Origin of the sequence: Paenibacillus sp. FSL R7-0297 (assembly GCF_038009025.1) — a bacterium.
Taxonomy (GTDB): domain Bacteria; phylum Bacillota; class Bacilli; order Paenibacillales; family Paenibacillaceae; genus Paenibacillus_AQ.
Window position 1 is genome coordinate 4,301,636 of sequence record NZ_JBBPAQ010000001.1, and the last position, 15,856, is coordinate 4,317,491.

At 49.4% G+C, this 15,856-nt stretch carries 16 protein-coding genes; 15 read left to right on the forward strand and 1 reads right to left on the reverse strand.

All coding sequences use genetic code 11. The features are described 5' to 3' along the window. The first annotated feature begins 98 nt into the window (after positions 1-98). From MKZ24_RS18915 to MKZ24_RS18985, 15 genes are all read left to right on the forward strand, one after another. Positions 99-359, forward strand: a complete 261-nt coding sequence (locus tag MKZ24_RS18915) for a DUF3243 domain-containing protein (RefSeq protein WP_036692667.1) — start codon at positions 99-101, stop codon at positions 357-359. A gap of 147 nt (positions 360-506) precedes the next feature. Beyond that, positions 507-1,274 carry a DUF3388 domain-containing protein gene (locus MKZ24_RS18920; protein WP_039294778.1) on the forward strand — a complete coding sequence of 256 codons (768 nt, stop codon included), beginning with the start codon at positions 507-509 and terminating at the stop codon, positions 1,272-1,274. 29 nt (positions 1,275-1,303) lie between these two features. Beyond that, positions 1,304-2,263: a RodZ domain-containing protein gene (locus MKZ24_RS18925; RefSeq protein ID WP_340785477.1), complete on the forward strand. Its 960-nt coding sequence runs from the start codon at positions 1,304-1,306 to the stop codon at positions 2,261-2,263. An 83-nt stretch (positions 2,264-2,346) separates the two neighbouring features. Continuing rightward, entirely contained in the window at positions 2,347-2,508 is a 162-nt protein-coding gene (locus MKZ24_RS18930) for a hypothetical protein (protein WP_167347618.1), read from the forward strand. Positions 2,509-2,742: 234 nt separating this feature from the next. Next, positions 2,743-3,234, forward strand: coding sequence for a YajQ family cyclic di-GMP-binding protein (locus tag MKZ24_RS18935; RefSeq protein WP_042138080.1), 492 nt, complete (start codon positions 2,743-2,745; stop codon positions 3,232-3,234). 150 nt (positions 3,235-3,384) lie between these two features. Next, positions 3,385-3,972: a CDP-diacylglycerol--glycerol-3-phosphate 3-phosphatidyltransferase gene (gene pgsA / locus MKZ24_RS18940; protein ID WP_039294770.1), complete on the forward strand. Its 588-nt coding sequence runs from the start codon at positions 3,385-3,387 to the stop codon at positions 3,970-3,972. Between the two features lie 59 nt (positions 3,973-4,031). Beyond that, positions 4,032-5,321 carry a competence/damage-inducible protein A gene (locus MKZ24_RS18945; protein ID WP_042237073.1) on the forward strand — a complete coding sequence of 430 codons (1,290 nt, stop codon included), beginning with the start codon at positions 4,032-4,034 and terminating at the stop codon, positions 5,319-5,321. Between the two features lie 284 nt (positions 5,322-5,605). Beyond that, a complete protein-coding gene (gene recA, locus MKZ24_RS18950) occupies positions 5,606-6,670 on the forward strand; it encodes a recombinase RecA (RefSeq protein WP_042138075.1) in 1,065 nt (354 codons plus the stop codon). Between the two features lie 134 nt (positions 6,671-6,804). Beyond that, positions 6,805-7,539 carry a regulatory protein RecX gene (locus MKZ24_RS18955; RefSeq protein ID WP_340785490.1) on the forward strand — a complete coding sequence of 245 codons (735 nt, stop codon included), beginning with the start codon at positions 6,805-6,807 and terminating at the stop codon, positions 7,537-7,539. 308 nt (positions 7,540-7,847) lie between these two features. After that, entirely contained in the window at positions 7,848-9,389 is a 1,542-nt protein-coding gene (rny, locus tag MKZ24_RS18960; protein WP_042237068.1) for a ribonuclease Y, read from the forward strand. A gap of 66 nt (positions 9,390-9,455) precedes the next feature. Continuing rightward, on the forward strand, positions 9,456-10,250 hold the full coding sequence (locus tag MKZ24_RS18965) for a TIGR00282 family metallophosphoesterase (protein WP_340790186.1): 795 nt from the start codon (positions 9,456-9,458) through the stop codon (positions 10,248-10,250). Between the two features lie 201 nt (positions 10,251-10,451). Continuing rightward, positions 10,452-10,712: a stage V sporulation protein S gene (locus MKZ24_RS18970; RefSeq protein ID WP_019910496.1), complete on the forward strand. Its 261-nt coding sequence runs from the start codon at positions 10,452-10,454 to the stop codon at positions 10,710-10,712. A gap of 267 nt (positions 10,713-10,979) precedes the next feature. Beyond that, the gene (locus MKZ24_RS18975; RefSeq protein WP_340785492.1) at positions 10,980-11,978 is read left to right on the forward strand and encodes a dipeptidase; all 999 of its coding nucleotides are present in this window, start codon (positions 10,980-10,982) and stop codon (positions 11,976-11,978) included. 157 nt (positions 11,979-12,135) lie between these two features. Beyond that, entirely contained in the window at positions 12,136-12,708 is a 573-nt protein-coding gene (gene pduL / locus MKZ24_RS18980; RefSeq protein ID WP_340785495.1) for a phosphate propanoyltransferase, read from the forward strand. Positions 12,709-12,976: 268 nt separating this feature from the next. Next, complete coding sequence (locus tag MKZ24_RS18985) at positions 12,977-14,584, forward strand: DEAD/DEAH box helicase (RefSeq protein WP_340785496.1); 1,608 nt, start codon at positions 12,977-12,979, stop codon at positions 14,582-14,584. A gap of 278 nt (positions 14,585-14,862) precedes the next feature. On the opposite strand, the gene dapA is transcribed toward MKZ24_RS18985, so the two are convergent. Then, complete coding sequence (gene dapA / locus MKZ24_RS18990) at positions 14,863-15,738, reverse strand: 4-hydroxy-tetrahydrodipicolinate synthase (protein WP_042237063.1); 876 nt, start codon at positions 15,736-15,738, stop codon at positions 14,863-14,865. Between the last annotated feature and the right edge of the window lie 118 nt (positions 15,739-15,856).

The following is a 15,856-nucleotide window of genomic DNA, read 5'->3' on the forward strand; positions in this document are numbered from 1 at the left end:
TCTGGAGAAATGCTCCAGCATAAGAACTTCCGGCTTGAGACATATTATAACTGTTGCTTTTAAATCTCAATATCATTACAACTTGAGGAGGATTTAAGATGTCAACAGATTCCGTAGTGAAGAACTTTGATACCTGGAAAAGCTTTTTGGGAGACCGGGTCATTCAGGCTGAAAAAATGGGGATGAGCGACGAGACCATCACCAAGCTGGCTTTTGAAATCGGGGAATTCCTCGATAAGAAGGTCGATCCGGGCAACTATTCCAACCGGGCCATCAAAGAGCTCTGGGATGTCGGAACGGATGATGAGAAGCATACCATTGCTGGACTCATGGTCAAACTGGCAAAGAAAAACGCATAAGCACGCGGAAGAAGCTCCCCTTGCGGGAGCTTTTCTGCAATTATTACAACAGTGTCCTTGCCTTTCAAAATTTTTTTATATATCATTAACATGACCCGTGTAGCGAAAGTGACATGCAGGGAAAAGGAATCTATGAGGTGCGCAAAAGTGGAATATAAACAATGGTATATGGAGTACAAGATACATAAGAACAGACCCGGTCTCCTTGGAGATATCGCTTCAATGCTGGGAATGCTGGAAGTCAATATCCTGACGATTAACGGTGTTGAAGGCAAAACCCGCGGGATGCTGCTGGAAACAAGTGACGATGAGAAGATTATGCTGATGGGCGAGATGCTCAAAAAAGTTGATAATATAACGGTTACGGCACTGCGTTCTCCGCGCCTTGTGGATAAGCTTGCCGTCCGTCATGGACGATATATTGACCGCGATTCGGATGACCGTAAGACCTTCCGCTTCACCCGAGATGAGCTCGGACTGCTGGTGGATTTCCTCGGGGAATTGTTTAAGCGGGAAGGGAATCAGGTTATAGGTCTACGAGGCATGCCGCGTGTAGGGAAGACGGAATCTATTATTGCCGGAAGTGTATGTGCCATGAAGCGCTGGACCTTTGTCTCGTCCACGCTGCTGCGGCAGACGGTACGGAGCCAATTGGCGGATGATGAGCTGAACCCGAATAATGTGTTCATCATTGACGGAATTGTCAGCACCATACGTTCGAATGAGAAGCATTATAACCTGCTGCAGAATGTTATGAGTATGCCGAGCACCAAGGTGATTGAACATCCGGATATTTTTGTGCGGGAATCCGAGTACACCTTTGATGATTTCGATATCATTATCGAGCTGCGCAATATGCCGAACGAAGAGATATTGTACGAGTCGTTTACGACAAGCTACAGTGATGATCTTTAATATATACTATATTTTTAGGGGGTGATGGTATGTCGGAACTGGGCCGGCATTTGAAGGAGGCGCGTCTGCAAAAAGGGATGAGTCTTGATGATGTCCAGGAAGTAACAAAGATCCGCAAAAAATATTTGGAAGCCATCGAAGCTGGTGATTATAAAGTGCTTCCGGGAAGTTTCTATGTCCGGGCCTTTATCAAAACCTATGCTGAAGCAGTCGGGGTAAACCCGGATGAACTGATGGAGGAGCACGGCAATGTGCCTGCGGCTCCGGTTGATACCACCATGGAGACAGTGATCCAGAAGCGGAGCCGCAAGCCTGAAACGGAACGGAATGCCAAGTGGCTGCCTACCTTGCTGATGTGGACCTTTCCAGTCTTAATCCTAGTGGTCATTTATCTGTATGCATCTTCAACGATGAATAAAGAAGATGCGGACAAAACGGATTCGGGGAGTTTGACTACCGCTACGCAAGACCCGGCGAAGGTTCAGCCTTCGGCCACAGCGGCCGGCGGCGGTGCAGCAGCTACAGCTACTACGGATACTGGAGCAACTGCGACTGTTGCACCTACTGCAACTCCGGTGCCATCCCCGACTCCATCCACGCAGTCCATAACGGTTACAGAGGACCGCAAGTCGGGCAAAACGACAATCTATAAGGTTACGGCACCTGCGGGAAGCTCGGTTCAGGTAGAGATTGCCGCAACGGGAGTCAGCTGGCTTGAAGTCTACCAGGGCGAGAACTCCAAGGGGGAGAAGCTAAGCTTCGGGAACACTAAGGCTGGCGATAATATGAGCTTTACACTCGGAAGTGCAGGAATGTACATCAAATCCGGATATTCCCCGGCCACCACAATTTCAGTGAACGGACAAGTTATTACCGATGGCAAAACATCGTCCCGGCTGCTACTGGAGCTGGATGACGGAACTTCTGTCTCCGGCAGTGATGGTGCAGATAATGCGACTGCTGACGGTGAGAGTACCACTACCGAATAGCAAATCCAATGTATAGGTTTCGGCGGATTGGAGAACCTAGGAATGATTTACAGTTCATACTCCAAAGTGAGGTGTATTCTCTCATGACCGTCAGCTGGATCGTAACAGGGCTTGGCATTATTGTCAGTCTCCTCGGATATTATCTGACACCGAGTGCCTGGGGCTATGGTATTCTGGGCTTCGGACTGGCACATATTGTGCTCGGGATTCTGGATATGTTCCGGGCTCCTGCACGTAGCAGATAATGCCTGGATTGAGCGTCTCCCGGAGTTTGCTTCGGGAGACGTGTTTTTTATTATGTAATCCTTAATACATAGTTATACGCTCTGTCTCTTATATGTTCTATCTCTGGAAGCCAAGGCCCCACATTGTGGGGTTATTTTGTAATGCCGGCGCTGCTTTTCTTTCCAGTATTAGACTTAAGAGTCCCTTTCTCATATAATAGGAACAGACTAAATGTAAGCAAAGGACGTGGAATCATGAGTTCGGAAAGTTCATTCGACATTGTATCCAAAATGGATATGCAGGAATTGACCAATGCGGTTCACCAGACGGAGAAGGAAATTGATAACCGCTTCGATTTCAAGAACAGCAAAAGCAGTCTAAAGCTGGAAAAAGATGCGTTGATCATTGCTTCAGAGGATGAATACAAGCTTAATGCGGTTATCGATATCCTGCAGTCGAAAATGGTTAAGCGCGGAATTACATTGAAAAATATGGATTTCGGCAAAGTAGAACCCGCCTCACTGGGCACTGTACGCCAGCGTCTGGGCCTGAAGCAGGGAATTGATCAGGAGAACGCGAAGAAGATTAACATCTTGATCCGCGACTCCAAGCTGAAGGTGAAGAGCACCATTCAGGGTGATCAGATCCGTGTTACCGGCAAAAGCCGCGATGATCTCCAGCAAATTATCCAGCTCCTGCGCAAAGCTGATTTGCCGCTCGATCTGCAGTTTAACAATTTAAAGTAAGCTTACGTACCCCGCAGTGTATACGCATCTTACTTTGCGGGGTGTTTTATGTTTTTTTGACACTTATTTATGGCTATAATATACTAGCTAAAGCAGTTTTGAAGGAAATTGTGGAATATCGGATTCGTATGGATCAGGGGAGGAACTTCAGTGAATTTGCCCAACCGCATCACGCTTGCACGTATTTGTCTTATCCCGATTATGATGTTTTTTCTGCTGGTGGATTTCAGCTTCTATCCGGAACCGATACATTGGGGCTCATTTCAGCTTTCAATTAATCATTTGATTGCAGCTGTTATTTTCCTGCTTGCCGCCAGTACAGATGGAATAGACGGGTACATAGCCAGAAAGTATAACATGGTCACCAATCTCGGCAAACTGCTGGACCCGCTTGCAGACAAGCTGCTGGTCTCTGCAGTATTGATCTCACTGGTTGAGCTGGGAAGATGCGATTCCTGGATTGCCATTGTCATCATCAGCCGCGAATTTGCCGTGACCGGCCTGCGCCAGGTGGCACTGCTTGAAGGCAAAGTAGTGGCCGCTAGCAAATGGGGCAAGATAAAGACTGTCACTCAGATTGTCGCAATATCGCTGCTTCTGCTCAACAATTTCCCGTTCCAGTTCGTCAGCATCCCGGTGGATGATATTGCAATTTGGGCTGCAGCGATTATCACCATCTATTCGGGGATTGATTATTTTGTGAAGAACAAGGACTTGCTGCAGCTACATAATGCCTGAAGTTTGCCGAGCTGCTTGATTTTTGCATGATTTCTACAATCAGGAGGAGAACGCCAGCTATGAAAGCGGAAATTATTGCCGTTGGAACAGAACTTTTGCTTGGACAGATTGTAAACAGCAATGCCCAGTTTCTTTCAATAGAGCTGGCTGCGTTAGGGATTGATGTATATTTTCAGACCGTAGTCGGTGACAACAAGAACCGTCTTCTGGAAGCGATTGAGATTGCACAGAACCGTGCGGATATTATATTGTTCACCGGTGGAATCGGACCGACAGAAGATGATCTGACCAAAGATGCACTGGCTGCGGCGCTTGGCCGTACGCTTCATATCGACCAGCTTGCTATGGATCATGTGCAGCGCTTCTTCGATGACCGCAAGATTATCATGACTGAGAATAACCGCAAGCAGGCGCTGGTGATTGAAGGGACGACACCGTTGTCTAATGAAATCGGCCTTGCGGTAGGTATTGCTTTTGCAGAAGATAACAAGTATTACATCGTGCTGCCGGGTCCTCCCCGGGAGATGAAGCCGATGTTCACAGATAAAGCCAAGCCTTGGCTGCAGCAGCATGCACTGACCAGCGAAATGCCGATCTACTCCAAGATGCTTAAGTTTGCAGGCATTGGCGAATCGCTGCTGGAGGACAAGCTGATTGACCTGATCCGCGGCCAGAGCGATCCTACGATTGCTCCTTACGCCAAGGAAGGCGAGGTGACAGTGCGTATTTCCACCAAAGCCCCGTCCGAGCGTGAGGCTATGGTTAAGCTTGATGTGCTGGAGAAGAAGATTGCCGAAATTCTGCCAGAGAATCTGTATGCCAATATTGATGTGCCGCTGGAACAGCTGATTGTCGACTGGATGGCGGATGCAGGCCTGACGCTTAGTGCTGCTGAGAGCTGCACGGGCGGACTGCTTATGGAGAGCATTACGAACATCCCGGGCAGTGCATCCATGTTCGCCGGGGGAATCGTCTGTTATTCGAACGATTTGAAGAAGAAGCTGCTGAATGTGCCTTCAGCTATGCTGGAGGGTCCTGATGCACCCGGAGCGGTCAGCCGTGAGGTAGCCGAAGTGCTGGCAGAGCAGGTGCGGATGATCGGGGATTGTGACTTTGGCTTGTCTGTTACCGGTGTAGCCGGGCCGGGCTATTCCGAACGGAAGCCTGTGGGGCTTGTGTTCGTCGGACTGGCCGAACGCGGCCGGAAGACGGAAGTATACGAGCTGAATCTCAAGGGAACCCGTGAGAACATCCGCCTGCGTACAGTCAAGGCTTTGCTGTACCGCCTCTGGCGCCGGCTGGAGGAACGCAAAGTGGCAACCCCGCTTGAAGGATCGGCCTTGCAATAATCAACCGGGCCGGTATATAATTTGTTCATACGGAAGAACCGTGGCATAGAAATTCTCTGCTGCGGTTCTTTGTTTATATTCCCCGCTGGCGTGACCTCTATGATCCACCGCGTGAGACCTTTTGAGGATTAAGCTTGTGTGTCTATCATCCGGAAGGAGGCTTACAATAAAAGGGAGTATTAACCCGGGAGACAAAAAAAACGAATGTATGTTCGAAAAAAAGCTTGGCAAGACCTCCAAAACACGTTATTATAATACTATAAACAGTGAAGGAAGTGGTCTGATTGTCAGATCGTCGTGCAGCGCTTGATATGGCGCTTCGTCAAATAGAAAAACAATTCGGTAAAGGTTCGATCATGAAACTGGGAGAATCCACTCACATGAAAGTGGAAGTAGTACCTAGCGGATCTTTGGCACTTGATATTGCACTAGGTATTGGCGGACTTCCCAAAGGACGCATTATTGAAGTATACGGACCGGAATCATCCGGTAAGACGACCGTTGCACTTCATGCTATCGCAGAAGTACAAAAGCTTGGCGGACAAGCTGCTTTCATCGATGCGGAGCATGCCCTTGACCCTAAGTATGCGAATGCGCTTGGCGTTAACATTGATGAATTGCTGCTATCCCAGCCGGATACGGGCGAACAGGCACTGGAAATTGCTGAAGCACTCGTTCGCAGTGGGGCTGTAGACATCATCGTTGTGGACTCCGTTGCCGCATTGGTACCGAAGGCCGAAATCGAAGGCGACATGGGAGATTCCCATGTAGGTTTGCAGGCACGTCTGATGTCCCAGGCCTTGCGTAAGCTTTCGGGTGCCATTAACAAATCCAACACGATTGCCATCTTCATTAACCAGCTTCGTGAGAAGATCGGAGTTATGTTCGGTAACCCTGAGACCACTCCGGGTGGACGCGCTCTGAAATTCTACTCCTCCGTTCGTCTCGACGTACGCCGGGTAGAGAGCATTAAGATGGGGAACGATGTTGTGGGTAACCGCACCAAGATCAAAGTCGTGAAGAACAAGGTGGCGCCTCCGTTTAAGCAAGCGGATGTGGATATCATGTACGGCGAAGGGATTTCCAGAGAGGGAAGCCTTGTGGATATCGGTACTGAGATGGATATCGTTAACAAGAGCGGTGCCTGGTATTCTTATGAAGGTGAGCGTCTTGGCCAAGGTCGTGAGAACTCCAAGCAGTTCCTGAAAGAACATCAGGATATTGCCCTGTTGATCGAGAATAAGATCCGCGAAGCAAGTAACTTATCTACTCTGGTAGCTGCACCAACAGAAGCTGATGTGGTTGCAGAACAAGAGGAAGAAGAGAAATTGCTGCTTGAGATTGAATAAGGTAAGTTGCAGGTCCTTAGCAATTTAATTTTAATAATGAAGATAAGATATAAGGCGCCCTGTGATGAATGAGCAGGGTGCTTTTTCGTAAATTAAACGGCATTATGTCTATGTTAACGAGGTGAATGACAATTATGGTGATACAATTGGATTCTGAGCCGGATGAACAGGATGTACAGATTCTGGCCGATTTTCCCGAAGATGAAGAGCTCATAATCACGCGCGTAGAGCGGCTGAAGAAGTCGAACTACCGTTATTTGATTCATTTCGGTGCCTATAACATGACTGTTCATGAAGATGTCATGATTAAATACCGGATGATTTCCGGAAGCTCGTTTGTGAAGGCGGATCTGGAGGAAATTGTTGCTGCAGATGAACGCCAGCGGGCCTACGTAGAAGGTCTGAGATATCTGGAACGTAAGCCCAGAACGGCACAGGAAATGGCCCGCCGTTTACGGGAGAAGGAAATAGGGGAGACTGTTATTGCCGAAGTTCTGCTGCGGCTGCAGGAGGAGCGGCTTCTGGATGACCCCCTGTATGCCAAGCAGTGGGCGGAACAGCGCATAACGAACCAGCGCAAGGGCAAAATGTGGATCCGCCAGGAGCTCCGCGAGAAGGGGATTGATAAATCGCTGATCTCTGAAGCACTCGATCAGATCACCCCTGAGCAGGAAATGGAGGGCGCACTGCAGACTGGGCGGAAGAAATGGAATTTGCTCCGCGGAGATATAAATGAGAAGCGGCGCAAGACGGGCGCCTTTCTGATGCGCAGAGGTTTCTCCGGTGAAATGGTACGCCAGGTGATCCAGATTCTACGTGCGGAAGAGGATTCTGCGGGGGAAGAAGAGGAGATTTTCGATCTGGATTGATTCTCTTGACTTTAATGCGTTTATCGACTCTCTTGACAATGTCTTTTTATAAATAATAAAATATAACATGAATCGGCATAAACTAAGAATCCTTTTTCCTTCCCAAAAAGCAGACTCTTATGTTCCGGTTCGCGTACAACTCATATGAAATGTAATCGCCGGATAAGGCGGGCAGTGTGCATGTGCAGCATGTGCAGTATGGCAATCGGTGTATTACCGGTTTTTTGTATGGTGATGAACGGATAGTTTAACAACTGCACAAATACCCAAGGGTAAGCCTTGGAGGATATCAACGAGGAGGTGAACAGATGGAAACAGTGATCTGGGTCATTATCGTTCTCGTTGTAGCTGCAGCATTCTTTGGATTCGGTTATTTTATTCGTAAATCCCTTGCAGAAGCTAAGATTTCAAGCGCAGAGAAAGAAGCCGTAGTCATCGTGGAGAACGCGAAGAAAGAGGCGGAGGCGCTGAAGAAGGAAACGGTACTCGAGGCTAAGGACGAAGTTCATAGAATCCGTACCGAAGCTGAGAAAGAAACTCGTGAACGTCGGAATGAAATCCAACGGCAAGAGAGACGTTTGCTGCAAAAGGAAGAATCGCTGGATAAAAAAATGGAATCGCTTGAACGAAAAGAAGAACAAGTAGCTAACAAAGAGAAACGAATTGATGAAACCCAACAGCAGATTGATGTTATTTACAAGAATCAGGTTACTGAGCTGGAACGTATCTCCAATCTGAGCATCGATGATGCCAGAAGTATCATTCTCAGCAATGTAGAACAGGAAGTTCGCCACGAAACTGCTCAGATGATTAAGGAAATAGAACAGCAGGCCAAGGAAGAAGCGGACAAGAAAGCCCGCGAGATTATTACACTGGCTATTCAACGCTGTGCAGCTGATCATGTGGCAGAAACCACGGTTTCTGTTGTTACATTGCCGAATGAAGAGATGAAAGGCCGGATTATTGGCCGCGAAGGCCGTAACATCCGCGCCCTGGAAACTCTTACGGGGATTGATCTTATTATTGATGATACGCCGGAAGCGGTTATACTGTCAGGATTTGATCCGATCCGCCGCGAGGTGGCCCGTACAGCACTTGAGAAACTGGTAGCTGATGGACGTATCCATCCGGCACGGATTGAAGAAATGGTGGAGAAATCCCGTAAAGAAGTGGATGAGCGGATTCGTGAATACGGTGAACAAGCTACCTTCGAGGTTGGCGTTCATGGTCTGCATCCGGATCTGATCAAAATTCTGGGCCGTCTGAAATTCCGTACGAGCTACGGTCAAAACGTACTTAAGCACTCCATGGAGGTTGCTTATTTGACTGGACTTATGGCCGGTGAGCTTGGGGAAGACATCGTGCTTGCAAAACGTGCCGGACTGCTGCATGATATCGGCAAAGCGCTTGATCATGAAGTAGAAGGCTCGCATGTTGAAATCGGCGTCGAACTGGCGAAGAAGTACAAAGAACATCCGGTGGTTATCAACAGTATCGCATCCCATCACGGAGATTGCGAAGCTACCTCGGTGATTGCTATGCTGGTCGGAGCTGCTGATGCATTGTCAGCTGCACGTCCCGGCGCACGCCGCGAAACCCTGGAAACGTACATCAAACGTCTGGAGAAGCTGGAGGAGATCTCCGAGTCCTTCGAGGGCGTTGAGAAATCCTATGCTATCCAAGCAGGCCGCGAGGTCCGTGTAATGGTACAGCCTGAGAAAATTGATGATGCTGAAGCTTTCCGTCTGGCCCGTGACATTACGAAGATGATTGAGAGTGAGCTGGATTATCCGGGTCATATCAAGGTTACCGTTATTCGTGAGACACGCGCTGTAGAATACGCTAAATAAGCAAGGAAATCGGCCCCCCTGCGGGGCCTTTTTTCTTTCATACAAAACTTTTAGGAGGAGAAAATCATTAAAGTTTTATTTATCGGTGACATCGTTGGCAATACGGGCAGAAAGGCATTGCGAGAAATGCTGCCATCTCTGAAAAGTAAATATCAGCCGCATATTATTATTGCCAATGGTGAGAATGCAGCAGCCGGAAGAGGGATCACAGCGGCTATAGCCAATGAATTTTTCAACTGGGGTGTGCACGGGATTACGATGGGCAATCACACCTGGGACAACAAGGATATCTTTGAGTTCATTGATGACGAGCCGCGGATCATCCGTCCGGCTAATTTTCCGCCGGGGACTCCGGGCAGAGGGTACACAGTCGTTAAAGGCAACGGCAAACAGCTGGCAATTGTGAACCTGCAGGGCCGCACCTTCCTACCGGCGATTGATGATCCCTTCCGCATTGGCGAGGAGATTGTGGAAGAGCTGCGCAGAGAGTATAAATGTATTCTGGTTGATTTCCATGCTGAAGCTACCTCCGAAAAAATTGCCATGGGCTATTTCATGGACGGCCTCGCCTCGATCGTTGTTGGAACGCACACTCATGTACAGAGCAATGACGATGTGATCCTGCCTGGAGGCACGGCTTATTTAACAGATGCGGGCATGGTTGGTTCAAGAGAAGGAATTCTGGGTATGGAAAAGGATGCGATCATCTATAAATTTACAACTCAGCTTCCCTCCCGGTTTGTGGTCGACGAAGGCAAATGGCAGCTGCACGGTTTATTTGTAGAACTTGATGAAGCTACGGGTAAGGCGACACGACTGGAGAAGATCCGGCTGCGTGAAGATGAATGGGTGATGAGCTAGAGGATTGACAAAAATCAGGGTTTTCGGGAAAAATCGCTTGTTTTGGGTTAAGTGTGATATTTATTATATCGAAAAAGAGTATCTTTTGAACTAATTTCTCCGGAGAGGTCCGCAAAAAGAAGGAATTAAATCTTCTCTCGCGAATAACATCTACTGTAGTGGAAGAAGAACACCATCATTTTCCCAGGGGAGGTACTTACTATGGATGTATTAAAAGTATCAGCTAAATCCAATCCAAATTCCGTTGCTGGCGCACTAGCAGGTGTTCTTCGCGAACGTGGATCGGCCGAGCTACAAGCTATTGGAGCAGGAGCACTGAACCAGGCAGTCAAAGCAGTTGCCATCGCCCGGGGATTTGTCGCACCTAGCGGAGTCGACTTGATCTGTATCCCGGCTTTTACGGATATAGTGATTGATGGGGAAGACCGGACGGCGATCAAACTTATTGTTGAACCCAGATAATTATATGACCTTTTTAGATTGAGCCTGTTTACACTGTAAACAGGTTTTTGTATTTTTTGGGTTGCCCCGCTTTGTGGGGTTATTTTGATATATTAGAATGTATATGCTTCGCATGATAACCTCTCCTTCTATTTATCACTGAAACACCACGTCTCATATAGGACTGCGTAGCCGTGTTCATTTACTGTCCCGTCTCTTCCCTGATGCTGTGGCATACACTATAAATAAGAGATTCCACCGTTATTTCTGTTCTTCAAGAGAAGGGAGATGACCTTTACAGTGAGTGTCAAGAAGCTGAGAGTGGCGGATTTCCACTGCGATGCCTTAAGCAAGCTGCAGGCCAGTCCGGAGATAGATTTCAAGAATGACCATCGTCTGGATGTGACGGCAGAGCGGCTGGTGGAGGGGAATGTCAAACTTCAGGTTTTTGCGGTTTATTTGTCGGCGGACCGCGGGAGAGCGAAGTTTGAGGATGTTCTCGGGCAAATTGAATTATTCCGGCAGAAGGTAGCTGGCCTAGGGGGCCTGCAGTGGCTCCGCTGGAAGGAAGAGGCAGATGAACAGATACTAACAGCCCCTGCCTTCGGGATGCTCTCTCTGGAAGGCGTGGACGGTCTGGAGGGCAAGCTGTTCTATGCACAGCTGTGCTTTGAGCTGGGAGTGCGTTTCCTGGGGGTAACCTGGAATTACGCCAACTGGGCTGCGGACGGTGTGCTGGAGCCGCGCAATGGTGGTTTCACGGAGAAGGGGAGGAAGCTGATCGAGTGGTGCAACGGAAGCGGCATGCTGTTGGATGTGTCCCATCTGGCACCGGCAGGCTTCTGGGAGTTGGCGGAACGCAGTATACGCCCGTTCATAGCATCACATTCCAATAGCTCGGCCATCTGCGGCCATCCCCGTAATTTGAGTGACGAGCAGATTCAGGCGCTGATTGCGATGGACGGGCGGATGGGTTTAACCTTTGTCCCCTGGTTTGTTCGTGATGGGGGAGGGGCGAAGGTGGATGATGTGCGGAGGCATATTGAACATGTCTGCGCGCTGGGAGGCACGAAGCAGCTCATGTTCGGATCAGATTTTGACGGCATTGAGATGTGGGTCGAAGGCCTTGAGCATCCGGGGAAATATGCGGAGTTTACCGACTTGCTGCTGAGGTACTACCCCGAGGAGGAAGTGAAGGGCTGGTTGAGCGGGAATGCGATGACCTTCCTGAGAAATCATCTGCCTTCTTTTGCAGACTCCAATCCGGCGCCTTCCACAGTAGGATGATAAAATGGCGAAGTTATGACAATCCATATATCGAATCGCAAAATGTCCAAAAAAAGGCGCTCATTGTGATGAGGGTCTTTTTTTTTATGGGTAATAAGATGTATAATGTTCAGTGGCTTGTACAGATACTAGAGAAAATACAAGGAGTGACTTAAAAATGAGCAAGACTGTACCCGTAGGTGTGTCGGCCCGACATATTCACCTTACGCAGGAGCACGTGGAGGCATTGTTTGGAGCAGGTTACCAATTGACTGAGTTCAAACCTCTTTCACAACCAGGACAATTCGCAGCAAATGAGCAAGTGGCAGTAATCGGTACCAAAGGTAAGTTCGACAAAGTAAGAATTCTCGGACCTGCCCGCCCGGCCACGCAGCTGGAAGTATCCCGCACAGACGCATTCAGCCTCGGCGTGAAAGCACCTGTCCGTGAATCCGGTCATATCGAAGGAACACCAGGCATCACTATCAAAGGTCCAGCCGGTGAAGTTGAACTGGAGACTGGTGTCATCGTGGCAGCCCGTCACATCCACTTCCACACTTCTGAAGCAGAAGCTTGGGGCATTGCCGACAAGCAGCTCCTCAAAGTACGCCTTGGCGGCGAACGCGGCCTTGTGCTGGAGAACGTGATTGCGCGCGTATCCGACAATTTCAAGCTTGATATGCATATCGACACCGACGAAGCTAACGCTGCAGGTGCCAATAACGGCGATACTGCTGAAATCGTAGATTAGTCTTATCATATTATTGCAAAGTAACGGGCAGGGGAGAAATCCTCTGCTTTTTTTCTTGTTTTTTCGAAAAACATTAAAGAACAACTGAAAAAAGTCCGGCGTATATTGGTTTTGAAGAGGGGAGATGAAAGTATCGCTTCTTTTTAATGGCAAAACGTGTTATCATTATGTGTTATGACTTTGACGAGCGCTATGTGGAGACGCCGCAGATGATATATACAGTGATTAATGGCTTGCTAATATATGTACTCAAAATTAAGGAGATAAAATGACATTTAACGATTTGAACTTGATTCCCCCGATTCTCAAGGCACTGAGCCTGGAAAACTATACATCCCCGACTCCAATTCAGGAGGAATCCATCCCTGCGGCCTTGGCCGGCAGAGATATTCTGGGCTGCGCCCAGACGGGTACCGGAAAAACCGCAGCTTTTTCATTGCCGATTATTCAGCTGCTCAGCCAGCAGCCGGCCAGAACCGGCGGAGCGAAACGTATCCGTTCCCTGATTCTGACCCCGACCAGAGAGCTAGCTCTGCAGATCTCCGAGAATATTCAGGCGTACAGCAAGTTCACAACGATCCGCTCGACAGCGATTGTCGGAGGGGTATCCCAGAAGGCCCAGGAACGGGCGCTTAGCCAGGGTGCAGATATTCTGATTGCTACACCGGGCAGATTGATCGATCTGATCAGCCAGAGACATGTGGATCTGCAGCATGTGCAGATTCTCGTGCTGGATGAAGCGGACCGCATGCTGGACATGGGCTTCATTCATGACGTGAAGCGGATTATTGCCAAAATGCCGGCCAAGAAGCAAACGCTGTTCTTCTCGGCAACGATGCCGGCGGAGATCTCACAGCTGGTGAAGACATTGCTAGTGGACCCGGTGAAAATTGAGATTACTCCGGTATCTTCGACCGTAGACAGAATTGAGCAATCGATTTATTTGCTGGAGAATGGTAATAAGCAGAATCAGCTGAACCGTTTGCTGCAGGATCCTTCGATCGTGTCAGCGCTCGTCTTCACCCGCACCAAGCGCGGAGCTGACCGGGTAACCCGCGATTTGACCCGAATTAATATTACCGCCCAGGCTATTCACGGCAACAAATCGCAGAATGACCGCCAGAATGCGCTGAGAAACTTCAAGAGCGGCGCGACACGTGTGCTGGTAGCTACAGATATCGCCGCCCGCGGGATTGATATTGATGAGCTATCCCATGTCATCAACTTCAACCTGCCGAATATTCCGGAAACCTACGTTCACCGTATTGGCCGGACCGGCCGTGCGGGAATGAGCGGAGTTGCCATCTCGCTGTGCGAAGCTGAGGAAATTCCATACCTGAAGGATATCCAGAAGCTGATCGGCAAGGTGATTCCGGAAGTGAAGGATCATGCTTATCCGATGTCCAAGAGCAATCTGGCATTGCTGGCAGACCGTCCAGGCAAAGCACCGGCCAAACCGTCGCAGAAAGCCAAAACGAATCCGGCACGCAAGCCGAAATCGGAATGGTTCACGCAAGGCAAGCAAGGCGCCGGTAACGGCGGAGCGAAAAGCGCGTCGGGCAGTGGCTATGCAGGCAACGGAGCGAAAAGCGCATCGGGCAGTAGCTATGCGGGCAGCGGTGCGAAAAGCGCATCAGGCAGTAGCTATGCGGGCAGCGGGGCTGGCAGCAGCCGGCCTGCTGGCGAGTCCGGCAACAGAGCAGGCTCCGGCAGCCGGCCGGGCGAAAAATCTGCGTCCCGTCCAGGGGGCGGTTCAAACAATAAACCGGGTGGTGGACAGTTTAACCGGTCCAGCCAATCTGGCAGCAGACCCGGCAGCAGCCAGAACGGACGCCCCAGCAGCCGTCCTGCGGCCAAAGCAGGCAGATCTCAATAACTCTTTGAGATGAATAATGTAAGATAAACTGCAGCCTTCCCTTGGGAGGCTGCTTTATTTGATTTGAGGTAGAACCTTTGCGGATGTATTCGGTTTATCGCATACAATGGGCTCTTATGCTTGTGAGAAATGTAAGGAAGCGTCTAGTCAAACATCATTTACTCGTCAAACATTACTTGGTAGAAGAACAAGCAAAAACCGCCGCTTTCCAGTCCCTGACTGAGAAGCGGCGGTTTCGCCGATGTTACCTTTATCGTTACCATTCTGAGTAGAAGAAGTTACCCGGCGAGATAAGCACCCAGCTCTTCACGCAGCGCAGCGCTGATGGAGGTCATCGGCAGGCGGAGCGTGTCGGAGGAGATCTCACCTCGTGCGCTGAGCAGCCATTTGATCGGCGCCGGATTGGATTCCTTGAACAGCAGCTTCATCAGCGGCACGAGCTGATCAAAGGCAGCCTGTGCGGCGTCAACCTGGCCGGCTCTGTACTGTTCGTAGATGCTGAGATAGGAGGCAGTATATACATTGGCCGAGGCCAGCATACCACCGGCGGCTCCGCAGCCCAGCATATCGAAGAAGTTCAAGTCATCGCCGCAGAGAACCGGCTTGGAGCCGTGGCGGGACAGCTCGGAGACCAGCACCGGAGAGCCTGAGCAGTCTTTTAACCCGACAACGTTGTTCATCTCAAGGATCGTACGGGCGGTGTCTACGGACATGCCGACACCGGCGCGGCCGGGAATATCATACGCGATGACCGGGAGACCGACCTCAGCCGCTTTGCGGAAATGGGCGATGATGCCTTCCTGTGAAGGACGGCTGTAATAAGGGACAACAACCAGTGCGGCATCGGCACCGGAGTTCGCGGCAAGCTCTGTGCGGGCTACAGTAGAAGCGGTATCGTTCGTACCCGTACCTACCACGAGCGGGATCGGACTGGACTTCAAAAGCTCGCGTGATGCATCCACGAGTGTCTGCAATTCCTGTATGTTGACTGTCGGCGATTCTCCAGTGGTTCCATTAACGACCAGACCATGAATACTGTTCTTGATGATGTTGTTCACATACCGCTGATACGACTCCAGATCAATCTCGCCGGCGGCATGGAACGGGGTTACCACGGGAACATAGATTCCATAAATCTGTTCTTCTGTTAACATGAATATCGTCCTCCAAAATTGTAAAATCCTTTTATCCTACTGTACCATGGATTATTGCATCGTCGTTAGCTATAATAAATGATGTAGGTTATCAATAATATTGATGTTAGGGTGGATG

What these genes read in the sequence shown, in the direction of transcription:
- MKZ24_RS18930 (WP_167347618.1), top strand. Translation starts at nt 2,347, where the DNA reads ATGACCGTCAGCTGGATCGTAACAGGGCTTGGCATTATTGTCAGTCTC.
- MKZ24_RS18945 (WP_042237073.1), top strand. Translation starts at nt 4,032, where the DNA reads ATGAAAGCGGAAATTATTGCCGTTGGAACAGAACTTTTGCTTGGACAG.
- MKZ24_RS18970 (WP_019910496.1), top strand. Translation starts at nt 10,452, where the DNA reads ATGGATGTATTAAAAGTATCAGCTAAATCCAATCCAAATTCCGTTGCT.
- pduL (WP_340785495.1), top strand. Translation starts at nt 12,136, where the DNA reads ATGAGCAAGACTGTACCCGTAGGTGTGTCGGCCCGACATATTCACCTT.
- rny (WP_042237068.1), top strand. Translation starts at nt 7,848, where the DNA reads ATGGAAACAGTGATCTGGGTCATTATCGTTCTCGTTGTAGCTGCAGCA.
- MKZ24_RS18915 (WP_036692667.1), top strand. Translation starts at nt 99, where the DNA reads ATGTCAACAGATTCCGTAGTGAAGAACTTTGATACCTGGAAAAGCTTT.
- MKZ24_RS18925 (WP_340785477.1), top strand. Translation starts at nt 1,304, where the DNA reads ATGTCGGAACTGGGCCGGCATTTGAAGGAGGCGCGTCTGCAAAAAGGG.
- MKZ24_RS18955 (WP_340785490.1), top strand. Translation starts at nt 6,805, where the DNA reads ATGGTGATACAATTGGATTCTGAGCCGGATGAACAGGATGTACAGATT.
- MKZ24_RS18975 (WP_340785492.1), top strand. Translation starts at nt 10,980, where the DNA reads ATGACCTTTACAGTGAGTGTCAAGAAGCTGAGAGTGGCGGATTTCCAC.
- MKZ24_RS18985 (WP_340785496.1), top strand. Translation starts at nt 12,977, where the DNA reads ATGACATTTAACGATTTGAACTTGATTCCCCCGATTCTCAAGGCACTG.
- dapA (WP_042237063.1), bottom strand. Translation starts at nt 15,738, where the DNA reads ATGTTAACAGAAGAACAGATTTATGGAATCTATGTTCCCGTGGTAACC.
- MKZ24_RS18935 (WP_042138080.1), top strand. Translation starts at nt 2,743, where the DNA reads ATGAGTTCGGAAAGTTCATTCGACATTGTATCCAAAATGGATATGCAG.